The following is a 25,418-nucleotide window of genomic DNA, read 5'->3' on the forward strand; positions in this document are numbered from 1 at the left end:
AGTCTGTGCATGGGAGCGAAACGTCCGATGTTAATCGATCGCGGCGGCGTCCGGCTGCTGCTGCGGGCGCGCGACGCGAACGAGGCTGCGCGTCGCGCTCGCATACGCTGGGTCACCCGCTCGCCGCCCTGCCCGGCACGCCGCTCCCCGTCACTCGCCCGCGCGACGTCGGGTGCAGCGCGTGCACGACGCCCGGTGCATCGGCCGGCAGCACGCCGTGTTGCAGCCAGTACAACGCGACCGGCCACAGCGTGTCGGTGAAGCGGCTGTGGAAAAACGCGAAATGACCGATCGCGTCGACGCCGATGTCGGCCGGCGCGATCCGCAGATGCGTGACGTTGCTGCCCGTGTAGTAGCCGACCAGCCGCTCGATCGCGGCGACCGTGCCGAACGCGTCGTCGTCGATGCCGACCGCGAGCATCGGCGCCGACAGCCCCGCGAAGCGCGCCGGCAACGCGGCACGGCTCGCCGCGCCGTCGTCGAGCACGCTGCCGAGGTAGCCGTCCTCGAAACGCGGCCGCGAACGCGCCCACGACAGCGCGATACCGCGCGGCGTGTCCTCCATCCAGCCGAGCCGCTTCGCGGGCACGTAGCCGAACACGGCGGCGAGCGCGGGCATCGCGACATGCCACTTCCACCACATGCGGCGCCGCTCAGCGGGCAAATAGTCGCGCCAATACGCGTACTGCGCGCCGACGGTCACCGCATGCCGCACGTGCACGTTCGATGCCGCGAGGCCGAGCACGCAGCCGCCGATGCTGTGCGCAACCACATCGAGCGGCTGGCCCGGAAACGCGTCGCGCGCATGGTGCAGCGCGGCTTCACAATCGAGCCGTCCCCAGTCGAGCCAGTTCGCGCGCAGCTTCGCGAGCTGCGCCGGACGCGATCCGCCGATACCGCGATAGTCGTAGACGAGCACGTCGCGCCCTTGCGCGAACAGCCAGGCCGCGAAACGAAAGTAGTAGCCGCAGCGCACCGACGTCGCGCAGTTGATGACCGTCACGGGCCGCGCTGCGGCGGCGCCGCGATGGCGCCACACGTGGCCGCGCAGTTCGTAGCCGTCGGCTGCCCGCAGCGTCACGGGTTCGGGCGGCAATGCGCCCGCCGCGCGACTGCCCTGCGCTGCGCCGCTTTCCTCGTTCGAAATCGTCATCGTGTCTCCTGTCGGTCCGAGTTAGCGCTTTAGCGCTTACTGAGGTCCCATGCATCGCGGTCGACCCCAGTTAGCGCTTTAGCGCTTACTCGGATCCCACGCATAGCGGTCGGTCCGAGTTGGCGCGTCAACGCTGACTCAGCCTCCCCGTCCGCAACCAACCCGCCTCCATTGAACTTGACGCGTGCCGCGTTCTCAACCAATCTTGCTGCTCCGTTCGCATGAGTCACGCGCATGTCAACGCCACTCGTCCGCCTCCCGTCGCTCGATCTCGTCCGCGGCTTCGTCGCCGTCGGCCGCCGCATGAGCATCACGCTCGCCGCGCAGGATCTGTGCGTCACGCAGTCGGCGGTCAGCCGCCAGGTCCATGCGCTCGAAGCGCATCTCGGCGTGACGTTGCTGCAGCGCGGCTACCGGAAGATTTCATTCACGCCGGAAGGCGAGCGACTGTTCCGCGTCGCCGATGCGGCGCTGCACGGCCTGCAGGACACCGTCGCGTCGCTCGCCGCCGCGCGCGAGCGCCAGCCCGTGACGATCACCGCCAGCATCGGCGTGACCGCGCTGTGGTTGCTGCCGCGGCTCGGCCGGCTGCAGGCGCGGCTGCCCGAAATCGACCTGCGCGTCGCCGCGAACGACAAGGTACTCGATTTGCGCGCGGAGGGCATCGACCTCGGCATCCGCTACTGCCCGCGCGAGCGCGCGCCGGCCGGCGCGCTGCGCCTGTTCGACGAGATCGTCATGCCGGTCGGGCATCCCGCGCTCGCCGCGCGGCCGGTCACGAGCGCGGCCGCGATCGTCGATCACGTGCTGCTCGAATTCGACGGGCCGCCGCAACCGCAGTTGCAGTGGCACGCGCACCTGCACGCGGCCGGGCTCGGCGACGCGCGCCCGAAAGGCGTGCTGCGCTTCAACCAGTACGATCAGGTGATCCAGGCCGCGATCGCCGGCCAGGGCATCGCGCTCGGCCGGCTCGCGCTCGTCGCGCCGATGCTCGCCGACGGCCGGCTCGCGGTGCTCGGGCCGCACACGCAGACGCTGTCGGAAACGTACGGCTACTGGCTGTTCCAGCACGATCCGGCCCCGCGCCGCGAAGTCGCCGACGTGCGCGACTGGATGCTCGCCGAAGCGGCCGAATGCGATGCGTCGATGCACGCGCACGACATGACGTCGGCCTGAGCCGACGGTGCGGATGCGCGTGACCGCGGACAGCCGACGTCGCCCCTTCGCATTCCCGTCACGCATGCCAACCTGACCGAATGATCGCTTGAGCGACGACCGCCCCGCTCGTCTAATCGGATCGAGCGCGACCGTTTCGCCGCGCGCCTTCATCCGGAGACACGCATGACCCCGATCGAGCAGGAAGTCCGGCGCCGCTGGCTGCCCGTGCTGGCAGGCGGCCTGATCATGGGCGCCGCGCTCGGCATCCGGCACGTGCAGGGCCTGTTCCTCGCGCCCGTGTCGCTCGACCACGGCTGGTCGCGGGAGGCGTTCGGGCTCGCGCTGGCGTTGCAGAACCTGATCTGGGGCGTCGCGCAACCGTTCACCGGGATGATCGCCGACCGCTTCGGCTCGGTGCGCGTGATCGTCGCCGGCATGCTGCTGTACGCGGTCGGGCTCGTCACGATGGCGCAGGCGGCCACGACCGGCGTGTTCACGGTCGGCGCCGGGCTCGTGATCGGCATCGCGCTGTCGGGCTCGGCGTTCGCGTCGATCTACGGCGCGCTGAGCCGCCTGTTCCCGCCCGATCGGCGCGGCTGGGCGCTCGGGGTTGCCGGCGCGATCGGCGGGCTCGGCCAGTTCTGCATGGTGCCCGTCGCACAGGAACTGATCGGCGGCATCGGCTGGCGGCACGCGTTCATCGCGCTGGCGCTCGTCGCCGCGTTGCTCGCGCCGCTCGCCGTGCTGCTGCGCGACCGGCCCGCGCAGGCGGCGGGCGCCGCCGCCGGCCCCGAACAGTCGATCGGTGAAGCCGTGCGCGAGGCGTTCGCGCATCGCGGCTTCTGGCTGCTGAACGCGGGCTTCTTCGCGTGCGGCTTCCAGCTCGCCTTCATCGCGACGCACCTGCCCGCGTACCTGCTCGACCACGGGCTGCCGGCGCGCCATGCGAGCGTCGCGCTCGCGCTGATCGCGCTGACCAACGTGGCCGGCACCTATGCGTGCGGCCATCTGGGCGGGCTGCTGCGGCGCAAGTACGTGCTGTCCGTGCTGTATCTCGTGCGTGCGCTCGCGATGGCCGCGTTCGTCGCCGCGCCGCTGTCGCCCACGAGCGTCTACGTGTTCGCGGCCGTGATGGGCTTCACGTGGCTCGGCACGGTCCCGCTGACGAACGGCGTGATCTCGCAGATGTTCGGCGTGCGCTACATCGCGACGCTGTTCGGCTTCGTATTCTTCGGCCACCAGCTCGGCAGCTTCTTCGGCGTGTGGCTCGGCGCGCTCGTGTACGACGCGACGCATTCGTACCTGCCGCTGTGGATCGGCTCGATCGCGCTCGGCGTGCTCGCGGCGCTACTGCACCTGCCGATCGACGACGCGCGCGTCGCGCGCCCGGCATCGGGGAACGCGGCATGGGCATGATGCGCGCGGCGCTGGCCGCCGGCACGCTCGCGTTCGTCGCGTGGTGCGGCGCGGCCTACTTCGATGCGGGCGTCGCCTACGCGCTGCTCGAGCACGTCGCCTTCTGCAATTGATGCGGCAAACCGGAGCGGACGGTCAGCGGCGCTTCGGCAACGTGGCCAGCGCATCGAGCGCACGGGCGCGCGCGGCCGAGTGCTCGACGAGCGGCGCCGGATAGTCGACGCCGAGCCGTACGCCGGCCGCTTCGAGCGCCAGCGGCGACGCTTCCCAAGGTGCGTGGATCGATGCGTCGTCGAGGCCGGCGAGCTCGGGCACCCAGCGCCGCACGTACGCGCCGTCCGGGTCGAACTTCTGCCCCTGCGCGACCGGATTGAAGATGCGGAAATACGGCGCGGCGTCGGCGCCGCAGCCGGCCACCCATTGCCAGCTCGCCGCGTTGTTCGCGGGATCGGCGTCGACCAGCGTGTCGCGGAACCACGCTTCGCCCGCGCGCCAGTCGATCAGCAGGTGCTTGATCAGGAACGACGCGACGACCATCCGCACGCGGTTGTGCATCCAGCCGGTCGTCCACAGTTCGCGCAGGCCCGCATCGACGAGCGGATAGCCGGTCCGCCCGCGCTGCCACGCGCGTAACGCGGCGGGATCGTCGCGCCACGGCATCGCATCGAACTGCGCGCGGAAGTTGTCGGTCGCGAGCGCCGGGAAGTGATACAGCAGCGTGTAGCTGAATTCGCGCCAGCCGAGCTCGCTCAGGAACTTGTCGGCGTGCGCCGCGTACGCCGCGCCGCCTGCGTGCGCGGCGCCCTGCACCGCATGCCACACCTGTCGCGGCGACACGTTGCCGAAGCGCAGGAACGGCGACAGCCGGCTCGTCGCGGGGCGATCGGGACGGTCGCGCGCATCCGCATAGCCGGCGAGCGCGGTCGTCACAAACGTATCGAGCTGTGCGTGCGCGCCGGCTTCGTCGGGCGCCGGCCACGCGTCGCGCAGACCGCCGGCCCAGTCCGGCGCAGGCGGACGCAACGCAAGTGCGTCGAGCGACAGCGCACGGTCGCGCACGGCTTGCGACCATGGATGAAACGCGATCCGCTCGGGCGCCGGCAGCGGCGCGGCGACCGTGCGATCGCGGCGCGCCGCGCGCCAGTACGCGGTGAAGACCTGGTACGGGCCGCCGCTGCCCGTCAGCACCTCCCACGGCTCGTTCAACAGGCTGCCGTTGCTGCTCTCGACCGTCACGCCGCGCGCCTTGAGCGATGCCTTCAGCGCCGCGTCGGCGTCGCGCTGCGGCTGCGCATAACGGCGGTTCCAGTACACGGCGGCCGCGCCCGTGTCGCCGACGACGCGCTCGATCTCGCGCTGCGCGTCGCCGCGCAGCAGCAGCAGGCGCCCGCCATGCCGCGCGAGCGCGGCGTCGAGCCCGGCCAGCGACCCGTGCAGCCACCAGCGCGCCGCGCCGCCGAGCGCGGGTCCGGCGCCGGCGCCCGTGTCGTCGACGAACACGCAGACGAGCGGCCGGCCGGATTCGACCGCGCGCGTCAACGCGGGCTGATCGGTCACGCGCAGATCGTCGCGGAACCAGACGATCGCGGGGGCAACGGACGGCTTGGCAGACACGGGCAGGCACCTCGATGACGAAAGCAAAGGGAGACGCGTATTGTCGCGGCTGCGCTGCGCGGTGTCGACGCCGGTCGTCACGGCCGGCACGCCACGGCGACACCGAACGCGACCGCACGATCCACTTCAATTCAAAGGAAGTCGTGCTGCCGGACGGCCGCACGCACGGCATGTTGCTCTGACGGTGTTGCACGTCGAACGGTTCGGGCACACCGCACACCGCGCACGGTCGACGCAACGCCGAACGCAGCGAGCCACGCTGCGGCTGCCCGACGGTCGTCCGTGCCCGCCGGGGCGACCGGCTGATCCGGTCAACGATGCATCGCGTCAATCGAGCCGGAACGTGGCCTCGAAGCGCTCCGCAAACGCATCGAACTCGGCTTCCGGCAGATGGTTGATGCCGCCTGCGCACTTGCGCCCGCCCCCGGTCGCGAAGCCGCGGCAGAACTCGTCCGCGCCGATCGGCCGGCCGTCGGGCACGCGTACGCTGACGACGAGCCCGCCGCCCGCGCGCGGCGACAGCACCGCGAGCGCCGCATGCGGCGCGTCGCGCATTCGCTCGTTCGCGAGCATGCCGGTCGCGCGCCGCGCCCACGGATGATCGGGCATCCGGACCAGCGTTGCGCCCGGCACCTCGCGCAGCGGCGCGAGCGCGCACGCGCGCGCCATGTCGTCGCGGTAGCCGTCGCGCAACGCGGCGAACACGGCCGTCCCGCGCACGAAATCGAGCGGATCGACGCATGGCAGCATCGCGTCCGCGAGCGCCGCCGGATCGAAGTGCAGATCGCCGACGCACTCGCCGTAGGCGTTGTAGTTCAGATAGCGCCCGAGTTCGGCGAGCACGCCCCGCTCGGCTTCGTCGACGCCGTGCTCGCGCGCCAGCGCCTCGCCGAGCGCCGGCAGTTCGTCGCCGAACGCCGCGACGATCGCCCAGCGCGCGTACCGGCCGTCGAGATGGCGGTTCACGATCGCGCTCGTACAGACGTCGGCCGCCATGTCGATATGCGCGTCGAAGCGCGGATGGTCGGGCAGCTCGCCGGCAAAGTGATGGTCGAAGTAACGGACCGTCGCGCCGTCGCGCAGCAGCCGCGCGCACGCGTCGCGGTTCTGGTCGTGCGACACGTCGAGCACGGTGACGATGTCGTCGGCGCCCGCGTCGATGCGCTCGAGCAGCCTGATGTCGCGCTTCACGCCGGTCACGAGCGTGCCGTGCACGCGTTCCGCGAGCCGCAGTTGCTGAAGCGCGCACAGGCCGTCCGCGTCGCCGTTGAACGCGAAGACATGCCGCGCGTACTGGTTGTCCTGCATGATCCGTTGCTCCATCGTCAACGCATGAAATCCGCCGTTCGCGCAACTGGCGTGCACGCCGAACGCGCGCGCCAAGTATTGTGCCGCAACCGCGCGCGCCTTCGATACAGCGTAGCGGCGCTGCCCTGCAAACGGCTTGCGGGTCGCCTGCATGTCGTTCGCCACGAGCGTGCTGTTGCCGCTTTATGCGCAGCACGACTTCCCGCTTGAGCGCCGTCGTGCGAAACACGCGGATATCGGGCAGTGCGCCGTCGAGGTCGGTTCTCTCGCCCGGCTCCCTCAACGTACCGGGCACGAATGCATCGCCTCGATCCCGAGCTTTCACGCCGAGGCGGGCCCGCGCCGCACCTGACGGTCGACGCAATGTCGTTTTATGTCATACGTCATCAGATGTGAAAACTTCAGCTTTCCATCGCCGGATTTCTCCAAAACCAAGAAAATTTCCGGGTAAACCCGCGGCGTCATCGCCAACGCACCGGCGTACCATGTCATACGACGACGTACTACATAAACTGCCACCCAGACGCGACGCGGGCTACCGCCCCGTTCGCGGCCGCCCGACCGGAGACACCGTTGAACCCGCCCTCGTCCGCCCTGCCCGGCCGCGACCCGCTCGCGTCCGCCGTCTCGAAAGTGAAGTGGCACGTGCTGCCGCTCGTGCTGATCATGTTCATCGCGAACTACATCGACCGCGTGAACGTCGGCTTCGTCGATCGCCATCTCGAAGCGTCGATCGGCATCGGCGCGGCCGCGTACGGGCTCGGCGCCGGGTTGTTCTTCGTCGGCTACGCGCTGTTCGAAGTGCCGTCGAACCTGCTGATGCAGCGCTACGGCGCGCGCATCTGGCTCGCGCGGATCATGGCGACGTGGGGCATCGTCGCGGCCGCGATGGCGTTCGTGTGGAACGACACATCGTTTTATGCGCTGCGCTTTCTGCTCGGCGCCGCCGAGGCCGGCTTCTTCCCCGGCGTCGTGCTGTACCTGTCGCAATGGCTGCCGCCGCAGGAACGCGGCAAGGCGATGGCGATCTTCCTCGGCGGCTCCGCGTTCGCGTCGGTGCTGTCCGGGCCCGTCACCGGCGCACTGCTGTCGATCCGCGGCTTCGGCCTCGCAGGCTGGCAGTGGATGTTCCTGATCGAAGGGCTGTTCTCGGTCGCGCTGTGCGGCGCGAGCTGGTTGCTGCTGAAATCGCATATCCGCGACGCGACGTGGCTCACGCCGGAAGAACGCACGGCGCTCCAGAACGCGCTCGACGACGAGCGCGCGACGCGCGACGTCCGCTCGAACGTGCCGGTGCGCGCGACCACGCTGCTGCGCGATCCGCAGATCATGCTGTTCTGCTTCCTGTACTTCTCGATCCAGCTGACGATCTACGCGGCCACGTTCTGGCTGCCGACCATCATCCGCAAGATGGGCGGCCTCACCGATTTCCAGGTCGGCCTGTACAACACGATTCCGTGGATGATCGCGATCGGTGCGATGTACGGCTTCGCGGTGCTGTCGTCGAAGTGGAAGCATCCGCAGCGCTGGCTCGCGTTCGCGCTCGTGCTTGCCGCGTGCGGACTGTTCGCATCGACGTCGCCGAATCCGGTGTGGTCGTTCGCGTCGATCTGCTTCGCCGCGCTCGGTTTCAAGGCAGCGGCGTCGCTGTTCTGGCCGATCCCGCAGGGCTATCTCGACACGCGCGTGGCCGCGGCCGTGATCGCGCTGATCAACTCGGTCGGCAACCTCGGCGGCTTCGTCGCGCCGACGGCCTTCGGCTATCTGAAGCAACATACGGGTTCGATCACGGGCGGGCTGTATGCGCTCGCGATCGCTTCGCTAGTCGCCGCGGTCGCCGCGCTGTTCGCGCGCACGCATCGGCGCAGCGATCCGCCGCGCGGCCGGCCGGCCGACGAATCCTTCACGCACGCTTCGATGCTCCGCCATGCCGAACACTGACCGCCTGACCGTCGTCGTCTCGAATGCCGTCGACGGCGACCTCGCCACGTTCTCCCTCGCCGGCGACGGCACGCTCGCGCCGCTCGCCCGTTATCCGGCCGCCGACGCCGCGATGCCGATCGCCGTGCAGGCCGACCGCGCGCGGCTCTACGTCGCGACGCGCGGCGAGCAGCCGACGATCGTCGCGTTCCGCGTCGCCGCCACGGGCGCGCTCGTGCGCATCGGCGCGACCGCGATCGACGCGAGCCATGCGTACCTGTCGCTCGACCGCAGCGGCCGCTGGCTGCTCGGCGCGTCGTACGGCGGCAGTTCGCTGAGCCTCTACGACGCGGCGCGCGTGCGCGACGGCGACGGCACGCCGCTGCAAGTCGCGGGCGGCATCGCGAACGCGCATGCGGTGATCGTATCGCCGGACAACCGCTTCGCGTACGTCAGTTCGCTGGGCTCGGATCGGGTGTTCGGCTTTGCGCTCGTCGAGGACGCCGCCGGCGTGCGCGCGGTCGAACACGGCGAAACGCGCGTGCCGGCCGGCTTCGGCCCGCGTCATCTGCGGTTCGCGGATGACGGCCGCACGCTGGTCGTCGTCAGCGAATTCCGGGGAACGCTCGCGACCTTCGCGCGCGACGCCGACACCGGCCGGCTCGGCGACCCGCACGTGAGCGCGCGCCATCCGGCCGTCGCCGAACTCGCGCAAGGCCATGCGCGCCCGCCCGCTCCCGCCGAACCGTCCGTGTGGGCCGCCGATCTGCACCTGACGCCCGACGAGCGCTTCGCGTACGTCAGCGAGCGCACGTCGAGCCGGTTGCTCGGCTATCGCCGCAACGAAGACGGCACGTTCGAGCCCACCCGCGCGACACCCACCGAGACCCAGCCGCGCGGGTTCGCGATCGATCCGTCGGGACGCTGGCTCGTCGCCTGCGGCGAACAGTCGGAACACGTGGCCGTGTATGCGATCGCGCCGGACGATGGCACGCTGTCGCTGCACGCGCGCGTGCCGGGCGGACGCGGCGCGAACTGGATCGCGATCGTCTGACGGTCTGAAAAAGATTCGGCGCCTGCGCGGGAACCGACACCCCGATGCGGGTGCGACGTTCAGCGCCGCTCGCTCGGCGCAACGCCCGTCCAGCGCTTGAACGCGCGCGTGAAATTGGCAGCCGAACTTCCTGCGCAGCTTCTGCATCAACTTCGTCAGCTCGAACATGCATTATTTCGGCGACATCGATTCGCGCAACGTGATCCAGCAGACGCAGGTGCTGAACCCGTGGTGGATGCTGCCGTTCCAGCTGTTCTGCTTCAATTTCGGCAGCACGCACGCGATCCATCACTTCGTGGTGCGCGATCCGTTCTACATCCGGCAACTGACCGCGCGCACCGCGCATGCGGCATTACGCGAAGTCGGCGTGCGCTTCAACGACGTCGGCACGTTCGCGCGCGCGAATCGCTGGGGCGGCTATCGTCCGCCGCGCGGCACGCACAGCGCGCAGGCCGACGCGTAACGCCGGCGGCGCGCGACATCAGCGCGGCCTCAATCGCCGATCGGCGGCATCGGTCCCTGGCCGCGGATCCACGACCAGTTCGCGAGCTCGGCCATCTCCTTGTCGCCGCGGCTGTCGCCGTACGCGAACAATTGCTTCGGCGGCCGGTTGCCCCACCACCCGCGCAGCCGCACGACCTTCTGCGGCCCCCAGCAGTTCTCGCCGTCGAGCCGGCCGGCGAAGATGCCGCGCTCGAACGCGAGCCGCGTCGCGAGCACCGCGTCGAAGCCGGCCGTCTTGGCCCACTTCTCCAGATACAGCGACGGCGACGCGCTGACCAGCACAACTTCATGCCCGCGCGCGCGATGTTCGCGAACGCGCTCGAGCATTTCCGGACGCACGAGCCTCGGCAGATAACTGTCGACGAACCTGCGCGCCTGGGCATCGAGCGCGTCCTCGCGGATCGGCCCGAACGCGAACGACGCGAACTTCGCCTTCGCGTCGCCGCGCGACAGCAGCCCGGCCTTCATCGCGACGATCCACGGCAGCGCGCGCAGCCCGGCCCACGCGAAACGCGGCGTGCCGACCGTCTGGCGGACGAAATGGCGAAAGCTGTCGGTAGTCGTGATGGTGCCGTCGAAATCGAAGGCGGCGACGATGCGGTCGGTCATGAAGAATCGGCGGGAAAGCGATGAGATGCCCGGGAAGATAGCAGACTCGCGGCCCCCACGCGAAACCGTATCGCCCGACACGAGACCGCGCGCGGCGAAGCGCATGCGGTCGAGTCGTTCGCTCAGCGCGACGGCCGCGCGGCAAGCGCCGCCGGCAGCACGACGTTCATCAGGTGATCGGCGCGCGACAGCAGGTCGGTCACGCGCTCGTCCAGCCCGCGCAGTTGCGCCGGCTGCATCCGGATCTGCTGGACGGCCTGCCCGACGATGTTGCGGCGGTCGAACAGCGTACGCTCGACGCCCGCATCGTCCGGCGCCCGCACGACGTCCGACACCGCGCTCAGCGCCGCGAGCACGACCACGAGGTTTTCCTCCGCATGGCGGACCTTCGCGGCGAGTTCCTCGGTGCGGCGCGGGAAAAAACCGAGCGACTGCTTCAGCGCGCCGAGCGCCGCGCGGTAGTCGACATGGCTGGACGTCCCACCGAACCAGCGTTCGAACATGCCGGCCTTGCGTGTCGCCTGCGCGAGCATCCCGGCCATCATGTCGGCCGCGCCGAGTTCGTTGAATTCGCGCGTCGTCGCCGCGACCGCTTCGACGAGGTTGCCGGCCGTCTCCAGCGCGCCGTCGCCGATCGTCGCGACCGTCCCGAGCTTCAGCGGCACCAGTTGCCGGATCTGCCGCTCGATGCGCGGCGCGTAGTCCGGATAGAGATTCGGAAAGCTGGCCTGCGCGGCGCGGAAGCACGCTTCGAGCTGCGGATGGTTCGATTCGCCGAACAGCGCACGGCCGATGGCGTCGGCGGGCGCCGCGCGCACGGCTTGATCGGGGGCGGGCGCCGGCCCGAAATCGAGCGCCTGCGGGGCGGGCCGCGCCGGCGCACGCGCGACCGGCGCACCGGGCGCGGCCGGCGCGTCGAACGCAAGACGCCCGGGCGTGCGCTCGGGCGTCGCATCGAACTCGAGCCGTTTCGGCTCGTCGGACGGATTCGTCATCGCTGCTTCCTGCCCGGCGCGGCGGTGTTTCGCGCGCCGGGCTGCCGCCCGTCAGACCGCGCCGCCGTACGCGCGGACGAAATCGCCGAGGCCGCGGTTGTAGCCCGCGCCGACCGCCTTGAACATGAAGTGGCCGTCGCGACGATAGAAGCTGCCGACCTGCACCGACGTCTCCATCGAGAAGTCCTCCTCGAGCGCGTACTTCGCGATCACCGCGCCCGACACCTCGTCGGCGATCTGGATGTAGCTGTTGCGAACCTGCCCGAAATTCTGGCGGCGCGCTTCGGCCTGGTCGATCGTCACGACCACCGAGATTTCCTCGACGTCGGCCGCGAGCTTCGTGATGTCGATGAAGATCACTTCGTCGTCGCCGTCGCCACTGCCCGTGCGGTTGTCGCCGCTATGCACGACGCCCAGGCACTTCGACGAAGGCATCCCCCGCTTCGGGAAATCGTCGCCCGGCTGAATGAAGGTTTCCTTGCGCTCCATCGTCCGCACTTCGCTGTTGTAGAACACGAAATGCTGATCCGAGATCAGTTTCGGATTGCTCTGCGCGTCGTACTTGCACAGGAACACCGACACGTCGAGATCGAAATCCGTACCCGTGTCCGTCGCGTTCGCGTCCCAACCGAGACCGATGCGGAATTTCTGCGTGCCGGGCGCTTCCTTCGACAGGTTGACGCGACCGCCTTTCGACAAATTGATCATCTGAACCTCTTCTGCTGGAACCGCCGTTGCGCCGGCGGCGATGCCGGGCCGCGCGCGGCGGCCCCTTCGTGGATGGTTTTCGTGCCGCGTGACGCGCTTACTTGCCCGCCACCGCCGCGCGGTCTTCCTTGCGCTGCACGACGATCGACGACCACACGGCCGCGGCGATCATCGCCGCGCCGACCAGGCCCGTGACGACCTCGGGCACCTCGAGCTTCACGCCGAGGAACATGATGGTCGCGAGCGCGCCGATCGCCCAGAACGCACCGTGTTCGAGATAGCGGTACTGCGCGAGCGTGCCTTTCTTCAGCAGCACGAGCGTCATTTCCCGGATGTAGGCCGCACCGACGCCCAGGCCGAGTGCGATCAGGAAGATGTTGTTCGACAGCGCGAATGCGCCGATCACGCCGTCGAAGCTGAACGACGAATCGAGCACTTCCAGATACATGAAGCCCGCGACGCCTTCTCGCACCACGCGCGTGCCCGTGTCCTCGCCGCCGACCAGGTCGCCCACGCCGTGCGCGATCACGAAGCCGATCACGCCGAACGCGCCCGCGAGCAGGAAGTTCACCTGCTCGGTTGCCGGCACGTAGAACGACGCGACGATCACGATCGCGAGCGTCAGCGCCACTTCCAGCGCGGTGATGCGGCCGAGATGGCGCATCGGGCCTTCGAGGAAGCCGATCCAGTGCTCGTCCTTCTCGGTGTCGAGCATGAACTTGAAGAACACCATCAGCAGGAACGCGCCGCCGAACGCCGACACCTCGTGATGCGCGGACGTCAGCACTGCCGCGTACTTGTCCGGCGATTCGACCGCGAGCGTCAGCGCGTCCCACAGGCCGATGTGGCCGATCACCGCGACGATCAGCAGCGGGAACACGAGCCGCATGCCGAACACCGCGACCGGCAGGCCGAACACCATGAAGCGGTTGCGCCACTTCTCCGACCAGTTCTTAAGCACCGATGCGTTGACGACCGCGTTGTCGAGCGACAGCGAAATTTCGAGCACGCACAGGACCGCGACGATCAGCATGTCCTTCACGCCGCCGAGGAGATAGGCCGCGATCAGCGCGAGCGCGGTGAGCGACAACGGGATCTTGAAGTCTTTCAACATGATGGAGTAATCGAGTTCAGAAAAATGGGCAGGCGGGACGCGCTTACTTCGCGCGCACCCAGTCGCAGAATTCCTGCGTGATCAGGTGTTCGTAGATCTGTTCGTCGCTGAGATCGAGCGATTCGAGATGCAGGAAGCCGACGTTCGGCATTTCGTCCGCCACTTCCGCGAGAAAGTCGAATTCGCTCGGATCGCCGACGCCGACGAGCGACCAGTACAGCGGGAAGTGCTGCGATTCGGCCAGCAGCTGGCGCACGCGCTTGCGGTCGTTCTTCGGGTTCTGGCCGTCGGTGACGAACAGCACCCATGCGGGCAGATGGCCGTTCGCGGGCGCCGCAGCGGCCAGCGCGGGCGCGTCGTCCGCACCGCCGAACAGCCGGCTGAGAAAGCCGCGCTTTTCCTCGCGCTTCGGCTCCGGCGCACGGAAGAAGAAATCGACGATGTCGTTCATCACCGGTGCGTACTGCGTGCCGCCCCACTTTTCGATCCGTGCATTGAGCACGTGATCGGAAATGTACGAGCCGTAGTTGTCCGGCGTGGCGGTCGGCAGGCGGTCGTAGCCTTCGGTGAAGGTCCACGTGTCGACCTCGCCGTTGTCGTCGAACTTCAGTGCAATGCCGAGAATCCGGTCGTGCGTCTCCTGGATCACGCCCGACTGGTACAGCGGCTTCGCGGAACCCGAGATGTCGAGCGCCGCGCCGACGCGCACGACCGGCGGCTTCAGGATCTGACGTTTTTCGAGGACGATCGCGACCTTCGCCGCGCGTTTCTCAAGCGTAATCATGCGGTGTTCTCTCAGTTCTCTTAGTTGTGCTTCGGAGCGAATCGGGTGATCAGGTCCTGTTCGAGCTGGCGCAGGCGCGTAGCGTCCTGCTCGCGCTGGCGGCGTCCGTCGGCGATGATCTGCGTGATGTCGTCGAACGCGCCGAACAGCTGCTGCTGCGCGTATTCGAACGTGTCGGTCGAGATCACCGGACGCTGGCCGAGCTTCGCGACTTCCTGCGCGTTCTGGCGATTCAGGTCGGCCTGCGCGCGGATCGCCTCGTCGGCCGCGTCGTACGTCGCGTTCGCGAGCGCCGCCGCGCGCTTCGTGCCGAGCTGTTCGAGGTAGAGCGCGAACGCGTTGGTCCACGCGGGGATCAGCACGGTCTTGATCGTCATGAACTTCGACGTCAGCGTGCGTTTCTGGTCCTGCTCCATCCGGATCTGCGGCGCGAGCTGCTTCGACATCAGCATCGCGCGGTCGAGATCGTCGAGCTTGCTTTCGAGCGCGTCGATCTTGCGCTTCACGTCGAGCAGGCGCTGTGCGGCGAACGCATCGTCCGCCGGCTGCTGGCCGGCCGCCAGATGCGCGCGCAGCGCCGCAAGCGCCGTTTCGCCGTGCGCCTTCGACTGCGCGAGTTCCTGGTGCAGCGCGTAGTTGTCGTTGTACATCCGCTCGAGCTCGTCGATGCCGGCCTTCTGGCGCTGCGCATGGTTTTCGAGCTCGACGACGAGCGTGTCCATCCGCTTGCTCACCGATTCGTACTGCGACAGCAGCTTCTCCTTGGTCGAGCGGAACAGCCGCGTGACCTGCGTGAGCAGCCCGCCCTTGTCGGCGCCGCGCGGGTCGAGCCCTTTAGCGGTCGCGATCAACTCGTTGAGCTTGTCACCGAACTGGTCGGCGTCCGACGCGCGGACGCTCGCGAGGATCTGCTGGGAGAAGGCGGCGATCCGCGTGCCCTGTGTCGCGCCGAGCTGGTCGATCTCGTCGACGGTGATCAGGCGCGCGTGTTCCGTCGGCTGCGCGGCCGGCACGGCGACGTTGGCGACGGCGGCCGGGGCGGCGATGGGCGACAAAGACGGCGTGGAAGGACGATCGCTGACCGCATCGGATTTGTTGTCGTCGAATAGCGGCTTCATGTGGCTACCACGTTTCCTTTTCTGCTTTTTGCTACGTGTTGTCGTGCGCGCGAGGCGCGCTTGCGCGGTGCCGTCGGTGCTCTCTCACGGGCGGCAGACCGGACAATAAAGGGCGACGATGCATGGCGTCAAGGGAAGGATTTCTTTCAATTTCCATTCATTTTGTAATGTCGTGAACGCGCGCGAGGCGCGGACGTCGCCATTCCTGCCGCCATGTGCGTAGGGCACGCACGATCGGCGCGCATCAAAACTTACACGCCCGATCAAAGTGAAAGAGAAATGAAATAGACGATTTTTGCAGATGTGGCGCGGGCCCCTCTGGCATGAAATGCGCGTGCTCGTCGGTCGCGCGTCAGCGATCCCGCACGCGATGCATGCCGAGCCGAGACCGGACGAACGGCACCGATAAGTCACGAATCGTGAAATCCCATCGTCCGTCGATACCGACAAAAGTCGTGCTGAAATGCCGGTCGTCGGCCCACGTCATCTCGTCCAGATGGCACGACGCATACATCGCACCGACCGTGCGCTGCGCGAGCACCTTCAGCGGCCCCTTCGACACGAGCGTAAACGTGACCGCTTCCTCGAACGAGCAGTCGTAGTCGGTGACAAGCAGAAACGCGGCCGGCGTCTCGAACTGGCGCAGCAGCACGTAACCGGAAACGGCGAGACCGGAACGCACGCCATCCACGAGCACATCGGTGCGCGCCGGCCACGCTTCATACGGCCCGTCGTGCGTTGCGAGCGCGAAGCGGTCGACCGGCTTCATCACCGCGCTGCCCTAGGCATACTGCTTCCCCGCTCCATCACCGTGTCAATGCGCAGCCTTCCGATACAGCGCAACGTACCCCGCGAGCATCAGCAGCAGCGATCCGCTGACGCGGTTCAGCCACTTTTCCCCGGCCGCCTTCCATACGCGGACCGAATGCACGCCCAGCAGCGCGTAACCGGTCATGCCGATCGCGTCGATCGCGACGATCGTCGCCGCGAGAATCGCGTACTGCGGCGCGATCGCGTGCGACCGGTCGACGAACTGCGGCAGCAGCGCCGACATGAACAGGTAGTACTTCGGGTTGCTCATCGCGACGAAAAAGCTCTTCAGAAACGCGCTCCGGCGATCGGGCGTCGCAGGCACGCACGGCTGCGCAGCCGCGGCCCCGCCGCTCGATATCAGCATCCGGATGCCGACATACGCGAGCCACGCCGCGCCGAGCAGCTTCAGCGTCACGAACGCCGTTTCCGACGCGTCGAGCAGCACGCCGAGGCCGAACCCGACCAGCGCAACGAGCACGACGTCGGCGGTGACCGCGCCGAGCATACCGACCATCGCGTGACGCAGCCCGTAGCGCGAACCGTTGCTCATCGCGAGCAACACCGTCGGGCCGGGCGTCGCGACACCGACGGACAGGATCAGCGCAAAGGCGAGCAAGGCGGAGAGCGACATGGTGTGGCGTTCCTTTTGAAGAGTGCGATGCGGACGGGCGGCATGGAACCGATCGACCCGACAGACCGCAATCGGCACGCACGGTTTGTTACGACGAATGCGGACTTCGCATGATCGCATGTTCGTCCCGACGCCCGCTCGGCGGTTGTGCGCCGTCGCCGGTGAACGGCCCGCGGTTATCTCAAATAGTGGACTGATTCCTCCGTAAACGACAATGATTCTCGTTTACGTTAGACTCCGCCGCTCGATAAAAGCACGTCCGCGACAGTACGGACGCGTCACGCCGCCCGGATTCCGACTTGCCGCCCTGGGACGGATCATCGACCACACCGATTTGCGTCCCATGTCGACATTTTCGTTACCCGCCCGGCGTCTCACGCCGATTGCCTTCGGCATTGCGCTCGCCTGCGCCTTCCCGGCCGCCGCACACGCTCAGCAAGCGACTTCCGCCGCCAACACCGCGCCCGATGGCGCCGTGCTGCCGTCGATCAACGTGACCGGCGCGGCCGAGCCGCTGCCGGGCGATCTCGCGCCGACCTACGCCGGCGGCCAGGTCGCGCGCGGCGCGGATTTCGGCGTGCTCGGCCAGCAAAAGGCGAGCGACGTGCCGTTCAGCATGACCACCTACACGTCGAAACTGATCGAGGACCAGCAGGCGCGCACGCTCGCCGACGTGCTCGACAACGATCCGGCCGTGCGCAGCGCATCCGGCTACGGCAACTTCTCGCAGGTGTTCGTCATCCGCGGGTTCGCGCTCGCCGGCGACGACGTGTCGCTCAACGGCCTGTACGGCGTCACGCCGCGGCAGCTCGTCCAAACCGATGCGGTCGAGCGCGTCGACGTGTTCAAGGGCGCGAATGCCTTCCTGAACGGGGCATCGCCGAACGGCTCGGCAGTCGGCGGCGGCGTGAACCTCCAACTGAAGCGCGCGGACGACAAGCCGCTCACGCGCGTCACCGTCGACGGCGCCACGTCCGGTTCGCTCGGCACGCATGTCGACATCGGCCGCCGCTTCGGCAGCGAAGGCCAGTTCGGCGTACGCGTGAACCAGTCGATCAGCGGCGGCGACACGGCCGTCGACGACGAGCGCCGCCGCGGCAACGTGACGGCGGTGTCGCTCGACTGGCGCGGCGACAGGCTGCGCCTGTCAGGGGACTTCCTGTATCAGCGGCAGCGGATCGACAACGGCCGCCCGATCGTGCTGGTCAGCGGCAATCAGTTGCCCGCCGTGCCGTCCGCGACGCACAACTATGCGCAGCCGTGGAGCTTCAGCGAACTCGAGGACACGGTCGGCATCGTGCGCGCCGAGTACGACTTCCTGCCCGCGTGGACGGCCTACGTATCGGCCGGCGCGCGCCATACGAACGAGCACGGCGACTACTACACGCCGACCTACTCGTCGTCCGGCACGACCGGCTCGCGCCTGAGCGTGCCGCACAAGGAAGATGCGCAGTCGGCCGAAGCCGGCGTGCGCGGCCGCTTCACGACCGGCCCCGTGTCGCACTTCGTGACGGCCGGCGCGTCGTTCATCCGCGTCGACAGCCAGTCCGCGTACACGCTGTCGAACGCGTTTCCGACGACGCTCTACGATCCGGCGCCGGTCGCGTTCCCGCCGACGGCCTACGCAGGCGGCGACATGAACGATCCGGGCACGGTCACGAAGAGCTGGCTGCGCAGCGTCGCGGTGTCCGATACGCTCGGCTTCCTCGACGATCGTGTGCTGTTCACGATCGGCGCACGCCGCCAGTCGATTTCGGTCGACAATTTCAGCTACACGGGCGCGGTCACGGGCGTCTACAGCGACGCGATCACGACGCCGGTATTCGGTCTCGTCGTGAAGCCGTGGCGCAACGTGTCGATCTTCGCGAACCGCAGCGAAGCGCTCGCCCAGGGCGAGATCGCACCGAACACCGCACGCAACGCTGGCCAGGCGCTGTCGCCGTACCGCTCGAAGCAATATGAAGCCGGCATCCGGTACGACACCGACAAGGTCGGCGCGTCGCTCGCGCTGTTCCAGATCGAGAAGCCGATGGCGTACACCGATCCGGCGACGAACCTGTTCGGCGCCGACGGCACCCAGCGCCACCGCGGCATCGAGACGGCCGTGTACGGCGAACCGTGGAAAGGCGTGCGGCTGATCGCGGGCGCGACGTACCTCAACGCGACGCTGCAGGACACGGCGGGCGGCGCGAACGACGGCCACCGGCCGATCGGCGTGCCGTCGTTCCTGCTCAACGCGGGCGCCGAATACGACGTACCGATGCTGAACGGGCTTACGCTGACCGCGCGCTGGATCCACACCGGGCCGCAGTACCTGGACGTCGCGAACACGATGTCGATCCACGCGTGGGACCGCGTCGACCTCGGCGCCCGTTACGCGACGGAGGTGTTCGGCAAGAAGACGACGTTCCGCGCGACCGTTCGCAACGTCGCGAACAAGTCGTACTGGTCGTCGACGATCGGCGGATACCTGACGCAGGGCGATCCGCGCTCGGTGTGGCTGTCGATGACGACGGATTTCTGACGAACGCCGAAGGGAGTGGCGGGCTGCCGCCAGAGTTTGCTATACTCTCGGTCTTCCGGAGAGATGGATGAGTGGTTTAAGTCGCACGCCTGGAAAGCGTGTATAGGTTAATCGCCTATCGGGGGTTCGAATCCCCCTCTCTCCGCCAGAATCCATGAAGCCCCCTGATTTCCCGAGAAATCAGGGGGCTTTTCATTTGGGCGTCGACACGCGATGCCTCATCGGCCCCCCTCACGGATGCCGAATGTAATCCACCAACGCCCGCGTATACTCATCCGGCCGCTTGTCACACAAACTCACCACGATCGCCACCGCGAACCCCGCCGGCACACCGAACACGCCTGAGCTGATCGGCTCGATCCCGAACCACGTACGCCCGGCGAACCCCGTCAGCTGCGTGAAGAACGGATAAGTCGACACGATGTAATACACGCACACCGCCAACCCCGTCACCATCCCGGCAATCGCGCCACGCGTCGTCGTGCGCTTCCAGAACACGCCCAGCACCAGCGCCGGAAAGAAGCTCGACGCCGCCAGCGAAAATGCCGCCCCGACGAGAAACAGAATTTTCCCGGTATTGAGCGACGCGACATACGACGCGAACAGCGCCACCCCCAGCAGCAGCACCTTCGAGATCGTCACGCGCCGCTGGCTCGACGCATCGGGCGCGACCATGCAGTAATAGACATCGTGCGACAGCGCGTTCGCGATCGTCAGCAACAACCCGTCCGCAGTCGACAGCGCCGCGGCCAGCGCACCGGCCGCGATCAGCCCCGACACGACATACGGCAGCCCCGCGATCTCCGGCGCGGCCAGCACGACCATGTCCGGCTGCATCTGGATTTCCGACCAGTGCACGATACCGTCGCGAATCACCTCGACGACGCTGATCAGGTCGGGTTCGAAGTGATGCCACTGCGTGATCCAGGCCGGCAATTCGGCGAACGGTCGCCCGACGAGATTCGCGAGGATCTCGTACTTGATCAGCACCGCGAGCACCGGCACGCTCAGGTAGAACAGCGCGATGAAGAACAGCGTCCAGCCGACCGACCGCCGCGCCGACGCGACCGACGTGGTCGTGTTGTAGCGCGTCAGGATGTGCGGCAGGCTCGCGGTGCCGAGCGACAGGCACAGCAGCAGCGCGAGGAAGTTCCGCTCGCGCGGCTTGCGTTCGTCCTCGCTCGCGGCCGGAAACGGCTCGTGCATCGGCACGGGCGGTTCGGCACGCGCCAGCAGGTCGTCACGCGCCTGCGTCCACGCCACGCGCGCCGCCGCCGGATCGCGCGGAAAATCGGCCAACTCGCGCTCGCGCCGGCTGATCTCGCGCAGCGGCCCGTTATGGCGCCGCAGATCCGCAAGCTGGTCGACGAGATGCCGGCGCGCATCCGCATAGGACGCCGGCAACCGGTCGAGCCGCGTCTGGATAGCCGTGGCCTGCCGGCGGTATGCATCGCGCACCTGCTGCTCGTCGCGCGCGTCGCGCACCTGCGCCTCGCGCGCCGCGACGCGCTCCATCAGCTTGCCGTAATTGAACTGCGGCACCGGACCGAGCCCGTTCTTCATCGCGATCAGCGACACCGGGATCAGGATCGCGCTGATCAGGATGATGTACTGCGCGACCTGGGTCCACGTGACCGCGCGCATCCCGCCGAGAAACGAGCACACGAGAATGCCCGCGAGCCCGCAGAAGATGCCGATCGCGAAATCGACGCCGATGAAGCGCGTCGCGATCAGGCCGATCCCCTGGATCTGCGCAACGAGGTACACGAACGAACACAGGATCGCCGCGCCGGCCGCGAGCGCGCGCACGGCCGTGCTCGAAAAGCGCGTGCCGAGAAAATCCGGAATCGTGTAGCGCGCGAGCTTGCGCACATAGGGCGCGAGCAGAAACGCGACGAGGCAGAACCCGCCCGTCCAGCCCATCACGTACGCGAGCGCGTCGTAACCGGTCGCGTAGAGCGAGCCGGCCAGGCCGATGAACGACGCGGCCGACAGCCAGTCGGCCGCCGTCGCCATCCCGTTGAACGCGGACGGCACGCGCCGCCCCGCCACGTAGTACTCGACGAGATCGGACGTGCGCGACAACAACCCGATCACCGCATACACGGCGATCGGCACGAACAGGAACACGTAGCCGATCCACACGCCCGAGCCCGTCGCGCGCTCGATCCGCCACATCAGCAGCACGAAGCCGAGAAATCCGAGCGTGTAGAGCGCGTATGCGCGTATCAGTCGACGCGTCAGCATGAATCAGCGCCCGCCGTTCGCATGGCCGGCGCGCGCCGCATGCTCGTCGTACGCGCGGCGCAGCGTGCGGTCCGCACGTTGCATCAACCCGATGTAGACGACGATCAGCACGAGGTACACGAGAATCGCGCCCTGCGCGCCGACATAGAACGGCAAGCTGAAGCCGGCGAAGCGCACGCCGGCGAGTGCGGGCCCGAAGAACGGCACGATGAACGACACCGCGAAGCCGATCACCATCAGCACCGCGATCAGTGCGACGTTGAAGCGCCAATAGCGCGCATGCGCACGCGCGAGCGGTACGGGAACCGGAGGTGGCGCGGCAGGCGCCGAACGGGTCGGAACGGTCATGCCGTTATGTAGCAAAAAGCCCCTGCGCGGGCAATCGGGATTGCCGCGCAGGGGCTCACGCGCGTGACGCGCAACCGGCAGGCGTTCAGCGCACTTCGGTGAGCTGCTCGAGGATGGCCGGATTCTCGAGCGTGGACGTATCCTGCGTGATCGCCTCGCCCTTCGCGAGCGAGCGCAGCAGGCGCCGCATGATCTTGCCCGAGCGCGTCTTCGGCAGGTTGTCGCCGAAGCGGATGTCCTTCGGCTTCGCGATCGGCCCGATCTGCTTGCCGACCCAGTCGCGCAGCGTCTTCGCGAGCGCCGCCGCTTCGTCGCCTTCCGGGCGCGAACGCTTCAGCACGACGAACGCCACGACCGCCTCGCCCGTCGTATCGTCCGGACGGCCGACCACCGCCGCCTCGGCAACCAGTTCATGCGATACCAGCGCCGACTCGATCTCCATCGTGCCGAGCCGGTGGCCCGACACGTTCAGCACGTCGTCGATCCGGCCCATGATCGTGAAGTAGCCGGTCTCCTTGTCGCGCACGGTGCCGTCGCCGGCCAGATAGAGCGTGCCGCCGAGCTCTTCCGGGTAATAGCTCTTCTTGAAACGCTCGGGATCGCCCCAGATCGTGCGGATCATCGCGGGCCACGGCCGCTTGACGACGAGAATCCCGCCTTGCCCGTTCGGCACGTCCTGGCCCGTCTCGTCGACCACCGCGGCCATGATGCCCGGCAGCGGCAGCGTGCACGAACCCGGCACGGTCGGCGTCGCGCCCGGCAGCGGCGTGATCATGTGGCCGCCGGTTTCGGTCTGCCACCACGTGTCGACGATCGGGCAGCGCTCGTGGCCGACGTGCTTGTGGTACCACATCCACGCTTCCGGATTGATCGGCTCGCCGACCGTGCCGATGATGCGCAGGCTCGACAGGTCGTAACTCTTCGGATGCACCTTGTCGTCGGCCTCGGCCGCCTTGATCAGCGAACGGATCGCGGTCGGCGCGGTGTAGAACACGGTGACCTTGTGATCGTCGATCATCTTCCAGAAGCGGCCGGCGTCCGGATACGTCGGCACGCCCTCGAACACGACCTGCGTGCCGCCGCATGCGAGCGGCCCGTACGTGATGTACGTGTGGCCCGTGACCCAGCCGATGTCGGCCGTGCACCAGAACACGTCGTCGGGTTTCCAGTCGAAGGTCCACTTCATCGTCTGCGCGGCCCACAGCAGGTAGCCGCCCGTGCTGTGCTGCACGCCCTTGGGCTTGCCGGTCGAGCCCGACGTGTACAGGATGAACAGCGGATGCTCGGCGCCGACCCAGGTCGGTTCGCAGCGGTCGGACTCGCCGTCGGTCAGCTCGTGCATCCACAGGTCGCGATCCGCATGCCAGTCGATCTGGCCGCCGGTGCGGCGATAGACGATCACGCTCTTGACCGCTTCGCAGCCGCCCATCGCGATCGCCTCGTCGGCGATGCTCTTGAGCGGCAGCGTCTTGCCGCCGCGCGCCTGCTCGTCGGCGGTGATCAGCGCGACCGCGCCGACGTCGACGAGCCGCTCGTTCAGCGATTTCGCGGAGAAGCCGCCGAACACGACCGAGTGGGTCGCGCCGATGCGCGCGCAGGCCTGCATCGCGACGATGCCTTCGATCGACATCGGAATATAGATGACGACCCGATCGCCCTTGCCGATGCCGCGTTGCTTCAGCGCATTCGCGAAGCGCGACACGCGCGCGAGGAGATCCGCATAGGTGACGCGGGTGACGGTGCCGTCGTCGGCCTCGAAGATCACCGCGACGCGTTCGCCGTGGCCGGCTTCGACGTGGCGGTCGAGGCAGTTGTACGACGCGTTCAGCTCGCCGTCGTCGAACCACTTGTAGAACGGCGCGTTGCGCTCGTCGAGCACGGTCGTGAACGGCTTGTGCCACGTGAGGCCCTCGCGCGCGAGACGCGCCCAGAAGCCTTCGTAATCCTGCTCGGCCTCGGCGACGAGCGCGCGATAGGCCGGCATGCCGGAAATGGTCGCCGTCTGCTCGAGCGCCGCGGGCGGCGCGAACTGACGGGTTTCGTGAAGAACCGATTCAATCGCAGACATCGACAACCCCTTGGTGAACATGAATCCTCTGCATGGCGGCGCGATCGTGTGCGCCGCGCGTCGTCTTGGCCGGCGCCTGCGCGCCGCTGTCTCCCACCACCCGCACGCGGCCGCGAAGCCTGCGCACGATGCTGCACCGCACCACCTCACATGAACGTGACCCGCGGCCCGGCAGTTTCCACGATAAGCGCTCCAACTTACCCGTCACTTACGCGGCATGGCCGTTTCGTGCGCCGGGCGGCGCCGCATCGAGGTCGGCTTTACGCTGTTACAACCGCGACCCTACAATCCTAACTGAACTCGCCTTCCGGATTCCAGCTTGAATCGCTACGCCCTCTTCCTCATCCTGTCGATGCTGTTCGTCGGCAGCAACGTCGGTATCGGTAAATCCATCGTTGCATTCGTCCCCGTCGCCATCCTCGCCACGCTGCGCTTCGTGATCGCGATCGCCGTGCTGTGGCCGCTGTTCAGCCCCGTGAAGATGCGCGCGGTCAAGCGCGGCGAATGGCTGAACCTGTTCCTGCAGGCCTTCTTCGGCACCTTCATGTTCACGCTGCTGATGCTCAACGGCGTGCAGCGCACGAGCGCGGTGGCCGCGGGCGTCATCACGAGCACGATCCCGGCGATCGTCGCGCTGTTCGCGTGGCTGATCATGCGTGAAAAACCGAACGGCCGTGCGCTCGTGTCGATCGCGCTCGCGATCATCGGCGTCGTGACGATCAACCTCGCCAACGGCGGCGCGGCCGGTCACGGCGCGCAGGGCGACGCGTCCGGCTCGCTGACCGGCAACCTGCTGATCCTCGGCGCGGTGTGCTGCGAATCGATCTACGTGATCCTGTCGCGCCGGCTCACGCAGACGCTCGCGCCGATCGACATCTGCGCGTACACGCACCTGTTCGGCCTGTTCCTGATGCTGCCGCTCGGCGCAACCGCGCTGTGGCACTTCGATTACGCGAGCGTGCCCGCCGGCACCTGGGCGCTCGTCGTCTGGTACGGGCTGTCGGCCAGCATCTTCTCGTTCTGGTTGTGGATGAAGGGTATCCGGCACGTGCCGGGCAGCCTCGCCGGCGTGTTCAGCGCGGTGCTGCCGATCGCCGCGGCCGCGTACGGCATCGCGTTCCTCGGCGAGCGCCCGACGCTTGCGCATGGCATCGCGCTCGCGTGCGTCGTCGCCGGCATCGTGCTCGCGAGCCTGCGCGTGAAACGCGTGCCGGCCGCCGCTTCCTGATCCGTCCCCGGCAGTGCCGGCGCGTCGCTGCAACCGCGCCGGCCGACGCGTTACAATAGCGCGCCTTTTCAAGATCATCCCCGATACCTGCGCACCGCGCCCGT

The 25,418-nt window shown here is 68.0% G+C and carries 22 protein-coding genes, 1 tRNA gene and 1 pseudogene; 10 read left to right on the forward strand and 14 right to left on the reverse strand.

Going from position 1 to position 25,418, the window contains the following annotated elements; genetic code table 11:
* Positions 1-112: 112 nt before the first annotated feature.
* On the reverse strand, positions 113-1,153 hold the full coding sequence (locus GJG85_RS11545) for an alpha/beta fold hydrolase (protein ID WP_050017991.1): 1,041 nt from the start codon (positions 1,151-1,153) through the stop codon (positions 113-115).
* 234 nt (positions 1,154-1,387) lie between these two features.
* Here GJG85_RS11545 and GJG85_RS11550 point away from each other — a divergent pair, with 234 nt between their 5' ends.
* From GJG85_RS11550 to GJG85_RS35220, 3 genes are all read left to right on the forward strand, one after another.
* Entirely contained in the window at positions 1,388-2,329 is a 942-nt protein-coding gene (locus GJG85_RS11550) for a LysR substrate-binding domain-containing protein (RefSeq protein WP_089488608.1), read from the forward strand.
* A 165-nt stretch (positions 2,330-2,494) separates the two neighbouring features.
* A complete protein-coding gene (locus GJG85_RS11555; protein WP_050017993.1) occupies positions 2,495-3,727 on the forward strand; it encodes an MFS transporter in 1,233 nt (410 codons plus the stop codon).
* Entirely contained in the window at positions 3,718-3,840 is a 123-nt protein-coding gene (locus tag GJG85_RS35220; protein ID WP_050017994.1) for a hypothetical protein, read from the forward strand. Before GJG85_RS11555 ends, GJG85_RS35220 begins: the two co-directional genes overlap by 10 nt.
* 22 nt (positions 3,841-3,862) lie before the next feature.
* On the opposite strand, the gene GJG85_RS11560 is transcribed toward GJG85_RS35220, so the two are convergent.
* Both GJG85_RS11560 and GJG85_RS11565 read right to left on the reverse strand, forming a co-directional pair.
* Positions 3,863-5,341, reverse strand: coding sequence for a deoxyribodipyrimidine photo-lyase (locus GJG85_RS11560; protein ID WP_176016052.1), 1,479 nt, complete (start codon positions 5,339-5,341; stop codon positions 3,863-3,865).
* 327 nt (positions 5,342-5,668) lie between these two features.
* Entirely contained in the window at positions 5,669-6,649 is a 981-nt protein-coding gene (locus tag GJG85_RS11565; RefSeq protein ID WP_089488670.1) for an acetyltransferase, read from the reverse strand.
* Between the two features lie 151 nt (positions 6,650-6,800).
* On the opposite strand from GJG85_RS11565, the gene GJG85_RS11570 reads away from it, so the two are divergent.
* From GJG85_RS11570 to GJG85_RS11585, 4 genes and pseudogenes are all read left to right on the forward strand, one after another.
* Positions 6,801-7,001, forward strand: coding sequence for a hypothetical protein (locus tag GJG85_RS11570; RefSeq protein ID WP_050017995.1), 201 nt, complete (start codon positions 6,801-6,803; stop codon positions 6,999-7,001).
* Between the two features lie 221 nt (positions 7,002-7,222).
* Entirely contained in the window at positions 7,223-8,590 is a 1,368-nt protein-coding gene (locus GJG85_RS11575) for an MFS transporter (protein WP_050017996.1), read from the forward strand.
* Positions 8,577-9,623, forward strand: coding sequence for a beta-propeller fold lactonase family protein (locus GJG85_RS11580; protein ID WP_204383329.1), 1,047 nt, complete (start codon positions 8,577-8,579; stop codon positions 9,621-9,623). The genes GJG85_RS11575 and GJG85_RS11580 overlap by 14 nt, the downstream gene beginning before the upstream one ends.
* Before the next feature lie 121 nt (positions 9,624-9,744).
* Positions 9,745-10,086, forward strand: a pseudogene (locus GJG85_RS11585) (fatty acid desaturase); the annotation flags it as partial.
* A 29-nt stretch (positions 10,087-10,115) separates the two neighbouring features.
* Here the strand turns inward: GJG85_RS11585 and GJG85_RS11590 are convergent.
* The 8 genes from GJG85_RS11590 to GJG85_RS11625 all read right to left on the reverse strand — a co-directional run bounded on the left by GJG85_RS11590 (position 10,116) and on the right by GJG85_RS11625 (position 16,899).
* Positions 10,116-10,736: an HAD family hydrolase gene (locus tag GJG85_RS11590; RefSeq protein WP_050017998.1), complete on the reverse strand. Its 621-nt coding sequence runs from the start codon at positions 10,734-10,736 to the stop codon at positions 10,116-10,118.
* A gap of 122 nt (positions 10,737-10,858) precedes the next feature.
* The gene (locus GJG85_RS11595) at positions 10,859-11,731 is read right to left on the reverse strand and encodes a hypothetical protein (protein WP_050017999.1); all 873 of its coding nucleotides are present in this window, start codon (positions 11,729-11,731) and stop codon (positions 10,859-10,861) included.
* 51 nt (positions 11,732-11,782) lie between these two features.
* On the reverse strand, positions 11,783-12,439 hold the full coding sequence (locus GJG85_RS11600; protein WP_050018000.1) for a TerD family protein: 657 nt from the start codon (positions 12,437-12,439) through the stop codon (positions 11,783-11,785).
* 97 nt (positions 12,440-12,536) lie between these two features.
* A complete protein-coding gene (locus GJG85_RS11605) occupies positions 12,537-13,553 on the reverse strand; it encodes a DUF475 domain-containing protein (RefSeq protein WP_050018001.1) in 1,017 nt (338 codons plus the stop codon).
* Positions 13,554-13,596: 43 nt separating this feature from the next.
* Complete coding sequence (locus tag GJG85_RS11610; protein ID WP_089488611.1) at positions 13,597-14,337, reverse strand: VWA domain-containing protein; 741 nt, start codon at positions 14,335-14,337, stop codon at positions 13,597-13,599.
* A 20-nt stretch (positions 14,338-14,357) separates the two neighbouring features.
* The gene (locus GJG85_RS11615) at positions 14,358-15,455 is read right to left on the reverse strand and encodes a toxic anion resistance protein (protein WP_089488612.1); all 1,098 of its coding nucleotides are present in this window, start codon (positions 15,453-15,455) and stop codon (positions 14,358-14,360) included.
* A gap of 352 nt (positions 15,456-15,807) precedes the next feature.
* A complete protein-coding gene (locus GJG85_RS11620; protein WP_050018004.1) occupies positions 15,808-16,224 on the reverse strand; it encodes a hypothetical protein in 417 nt (138 codons plus the stop codon).
* Positions 16,225-16,269: 45 nt separating this feature from the next.
* Positions 16,270-16,899: a LysE family translocator gene (locus tag GJG85_RS11625; protein WP_050018005.1), complete on the reverse strand. Its 630-nt coding sequence runs from the start codon at positions 16,897-16,899 to the stop codon at positions 16,270-16,272.
* A gap of 343 nt (positions 16,900-17,242) precedes the next feature.
* On the opposite strand from GJG85_RS11625, the gene GJG85_RS11630 reads away from it, so the two are divergent.
* Positions 17,243-19,423, forward strand: coding sequence for a TonB-dependent siderophore receptor (locus tag GJG85_RS11630; RefSeq protein WP_050018006.1), 2,181 nt, complete (start codon positions 17,243-17,245; stop codon positions 19,421-19,423).
* A 57-nt stretch (positions 19,424-19,480) separates the two neighbouring features.
* A tRNA-Ser gene (locus tag GJG85_RS11635) sits at positions 19,481-19,571 on the forward strand.
* Positions 19,572-19,654: 83 nt separating this feature from the next.
* On the opposite strand, the gene GJG85_RS11640 is transcribed toward GJG85_RS11635, so the two are convergent.
* The 3 genes from GJG85_RS11640 to acs form a co-directional block, all read right to left on the reverse strand.
* On the reverse strand, positions 19,655-21,670 hold the full coding sequence (locus tag GJG85_RS11640) for a sodium:solute symporter family protein (protein ID WP_050018007.1): 2,016 nt from the start codon (positions 21,668-21,670) through the stop codon (positions 19,655-19,657).
* A 3-nt stretch (positions 21,671-21,673) separates the two neighbouring features.
* Complete coding sequence (locus GJG85_RS11645) at positions 21,674-22,018, reverse strand: DUF4212 domain-containing protein (RefSeq protein ID WP_050018008.1); 345 nt, start codon at positions 22,016-22,018, stop codon at positions 21,674-21,676.
* Between the two features lie 85 nt (positions 22,019-22,103).
* Positions 22,104-24,086 carry an acetate--CoA ligase gene (gene acs / locus GJG85_RS11650; protein ID WP_204383331.1) on the reverse strand — a complete coding sequence of 661 codons (1,983 nt, stop codon included), beginning with the start codon at positions 24,084-24,086 and terminating at the stop codon, positions 22,104-22,106.
* Positions 24,087-24,405: 319 nt separating this feature from the next.
* Here acs and GJG85_RS11655 point away from each other — a divergent pair, with 319 nt between their 5' ends.
* Positions 24,406-25,314 carry a DMT family transporter gene (locus GJG85_RS11655; RefSeq protein WP_089488613.1) on the forward strand — a complete coding sequence of 303 codons (909 nt, stop codon included), beginning with the start codon at positions 24,406-24,408 and terminating at the stop codon, positions 25,312-25,314.
* Positions 25,315-25,418: the final 104 nt, after the last annotated feature.

Source organism: Burkholderia sp. MS389, from assembly GCF_016899425.1.
In the GTDB taxonomy this organism is placed as follows: domain Bacteria; phylum Pseudomonadota; class Gammaproteobacteria; order Burkholderiales; family Burkholderiaceae; genus Burkholderia; species Burkholderia sola.